At 67.2% G+C, this 3,365-nt stretch carries 4 protein-coding genes; 3 read left to right on the plus strand and 1 reads right to left on the minus strand.

Going from position 1 to position 3,365, the window contains the following annotated elements; translation table 11 throughout:
- The 3 genes from ACFE7U_RS17255 to ACFE7U_RS17265 form a co-directional block, all read left to right on the plus strand.
- Nucleotides 1-612 (plus strand): glutathione S-transferase family protein (locus ACFE7U_RS17255; protein WP_375410941.1); only part of this gene is annotated, 612 nt, incomplete at its 5' end.
- A gap of 147 nt (nucleotides 613-759) precedes the next feature.
- Nucleotides 760-1,779 (plus strand): ketol-acid reductoisomerase, encoded by a 1,020-nt coding sequence (gene ilvC, locus ACFE7U_RS17260; RefSeq protein ID WP_375410942.1) that lies wholly within the window; start codon nucleotides 760-762, stop codon nucleotides 1,777-1,779.
- Nucleotides 1,780-1,986: 207 nt separating this feature from the next.
- The gene (locus ACFE7U_RS17265; RefSeq protein ID WP_375410943.1) at nucleotides 1,987-2,640 is read left to right on the plus strand and encodes a pyridoxamine 5'-phosphate oxidase family protein; all 654 of its coding nucleotides are present in this window, start codon (nucleotides 1,987-1,989) and stop codon (nucleotides 2,638-2,640) included.
- Between the two features lie 4 nt (nucleotides 2,641-2,644).
- Here ACFE7U_RS17265 and ACFE7U_RS17270 read toward each other — a convergent pair.
- A partial coding sequence (locus tag ACFE7U_RS17270; protein ID WP_375410944.1) for a haloacid dehalogenase type II occupies nucleotides 2,645-3,365 on the minus strand: 721 nt, incomplete at its 5' end.

Raw genomic sequence — 3,365 nt, forward strand, 5'->3', positions numbered from 1 at the left:
GCCTGCTCGCTAGCCTCTCACATCGCCTTGGAGGAAACCGGAGCACCGTTCGGAACGGTCCGCCTGAACCTCATGGCCGGCGATCAGCGCAGCCCCGAATACCTGGCGATCAACGAGCGCGGCCGCGTACCCGCCCTGGCCCAGGACGGTTGGGTGCTCACCGAGAACACGGCGATCCTGCGCCATGTCGCGCGGACCCATCCGCAAGCAGACCTGTGGCCACAGGCGCCCCGCGACCAAGCGCAAGCTGACGAATGGCTCGCATGGCTGTCCACCAACCATCACATCGCCTACGCGCATGTACGCCGGCCCGAGCGCTACGCCACCGACGAGGACGCCTATCCGGACATCCGCGCCAAGGGTGCCGACACCTGCGGCGATCTCTTCACGATGACCGACGTGAGGCTGTCGAACGGCGGCTGGGCGCTGGGTGACACTTACAGCGTCGTCGACCCCTACCTCCTCCTGTTCTGGACCTGGGGCCGCGGCCCGGCGCTCAGCTTCGACATGGCCGGGCGCTTTCCGCACTGGACGGCGCATGCCCGTGCCATGGCCCAGCGACCCGCCGTGAAGGCCGTGTTCGCGCGCGAAGGCCTCGACCTGCCAGCGTGATCCTGCACGCGTAATCGCACGCCCAAGGCCATTCCCCCTTTCGTCACGGGGATCGCCTCGCTAAAAGCCGGCTTCGCACGGCCGCGCGGATATCTCAGATGAGGGCGCCGGAGCGCACTCATGTCTTGAAGAAGAGAAGGGACCGCCATGCGGGTCTATTACGATCGTGACGCCGACCTCAACCTGATCAAGGGCAAGAAGGTCGTCATCGTCGGCTACGGCAGCCAGGGCCATGCCCACGCGCTGAACCTTCGCGATTCCGGCGTGAAGGGCATCGTGATCGCCCTGCGCGAGGGCTCGGCCACCGCCAAGAAGGCGGAGCACGAGGGCTTCACCGTGATGAACGTCGCCGATGCGGCCAAGCAGGCCGACGTGGTGATGATGCTCACCCCCGACGAGTTGCAGGGCGACATCTACAAGGAGTCGCTCGAAGCCAACATGAAGCCCGGCGCCGCCCTGCTGTTCGCCCACGGCCTCAACGTCCACTTCAACCTCATCGAGCCCCGCAAGGACCTCGACGTGCTCATGGTCGCCCCCAAGGGTCCCGGCCATACCGTGCGCGGCGAGTACCTCAAGGGCGGCGGCGTGCCGACCCTCATCGCCATCGCGCAGGACGCGTCGGGCAACGCCCACGATCTCGGTCTGTCCTACGCCTCGGCCAATGGCGGCGGCCGCGCCGGCATCATCGAGACCACCTTCAAGGAAGAGTGCGAGACCGACCTCTTCGGCGAGCAGGCCGTGCTTTGCGGCGGCCTCGTCGAGCTGATCAAGGCTGGTTTCGAGACCCTGGTCGAGGGCGGCTACGCCCCCGAGATGGCCTATTTCGAGTGCCTGCACGAGGTGAAGCTCATCGTCGACCTCATCTATGAGGGCGGCATCGCCAACATGAACTACTCGATCTCCAACACCGCCGAGTACGGCGAGTACGTCACCGGCCCCCGCATCGTCACCGCCGAGACGAAGGCCGAGATGAAGCGCGTGCTCGACGACATCCAGTCCGGCAAGTTCACCCGCGACTGGATGCTGGAGAACAAGGTCGGCCAGACCTCGTTCAAGGCCACGCGCGCCAAGCTCGCCCGCCATCCGATCGAGGAGGTCGGTGCGAAGCTGCGCGGCATGATGCCGTGGATCTCGGAGAAAGCCCTGGTGGACAAGACCAAGAACTGATTTCGGGATTCGAGGCCGGGCTCCCCTCGGCCTCGTGTCATGACAAAGCCGGCCCCGCGCGAGTGGGGCCGGCTTTTTCGTGTGTCGCGAATTCCCCCCTGCCGGAGAAGACGCGGACCCCTGTTGTGATCAGGCGCAATTGCCGCGATCATCCCCGCCAACGGCCGCCCCTATGAGAGCGGCCGAAACACGGGAGGGCAAATCACCATGGCATCGCTCTATTTCGACGAGCATCGTGCGCTCCAGCAGGAGTTCAACACCGTCAAGCTCGCCGATCGCCTCGATACCGGCTGGGTCCACGAGACGATCAGCCCGGACGAGGCCGCCTTCATCGCCTCGCGCGACATGTTCTTCCTCTCCACCGTCGATCCAGACGGAATGCCCACCGTCTCCTACAAGGGCGGCAGCCCGGGCTTCGTGAAGGTGATCGACGGCAACACGCTCGCCTTCCCGGGCTTCGACGGCAACGGCATGTTCTACTCGATGGGCAACATCGAGGGTCAGTCCAAGGTCGGGCTGCTGTTCATCGACTTCGAGACGCCCCACCGCATCCGCGTCCAGGGCCACGCCCGGATGCTGCGCGACGATCCGCTGATGGCCGAGTACACGGAGGCCAAGTACCTCGTGCGCGTCGAGGTCACGAAGGCCTGGGTCAACTGCCCGCGCTATATCCACAAATACCAGAAGGTCTCGCAGAACCGCTACGTGCCGACCCCCGAGAAGGAGACGCCGCTCGCCCTGTGGAAGCGCCTCGACATGGTCGGCGACGTGATCTCCGACGAGGATAAGGCGCGTGTGGAGCGGGAAGGCCAGCTCGCCCTGTCGGAATACGAGGCGCGTGTGGCGCGCGGCGAGAGCTGAGCCCTCAGCAGCCGAGCTGCCGCGCGAGATCGGCAAGATCCGTGGCGGCGTAGGTGACGGGAACGCCCGGGACGGTCTCGCCGCCGGCCGGACCGTTCTCGCGAGGCCGCGCGATATGGGCCGTGGCGAGGCCATGGCTCGCCGCCGCGGCGAGGTCGCCCGAATGGGCCGCCACCATCAGCGTCTGCGACGCGTCGAACCCGAAGGCGGCGACCGCATCGCGGTAGAGCGCCGCCTTCGGCTTGTAGTCCCGCGAGAACTCTCCCCCGAAGACCGCGTCGAAGGACCAGCCGTTGTGCCGGGCGAGGGAGACCGCGAGCCGGACGGGGGCGTTCGAGAGCGGCGCGAGCCAATGGCGGCCGCGCAGGCGGGCGAGGGCGTCCGAAACCTCGGGCCAGGCATCGAGCCGGTGCCAGGCCAGGACGAGGTCGCGCTTGGCCCTCCCGTCGATCCCGGCGATCCCGAACTGCGCCAGAACCTCGTCCAGGCTCTCGGCATGGAGGATGTCGAGGTCGGCCCAAGGCCTTCGGCCGGTCCGAATTGGCTCCAGGGACGGTTGGTAGCGGGCGCGCCACGCATCGGCGAAGGCGCCGCCGTCGAGGCCGGGGCCTAAAATGCGCTCGGCCTCGCGCGCGATGCCCGAGCGCCAATCGACGAGGGTGCCGAAGACGTCGAAGACCAGCGCCCGGATCGTCATGGGATCAGACGCTCCGCAGGCGGGGCCG

This window comes from uncultured Methylobacterium sp. (assembly GCF_964251405.1).
Classification (GTDB): domain Bacteria; phylum Pseudomonadota; class Alphaproteobacteria; order Rhizobiales; family Beijerinckiaceae; genus Methylobacterium.

Excerpts from the sequence above, each read along its gene's own strand:
- ilvC (WP_375410942.1), top strand. The coding sequence starts at position 760 with ATGCGGGTCTATTACGATCGTGACGCCGACCTCAACCTGATCAAGGGC.
- ACFE7U_RS17265 (WP_375410943.1), top strand. The coding sequence starts at position 1,987 with ATGGCATCGCTCTATTTCGACGAGCATCGTGCGCTCCAGCAGGAGTTC.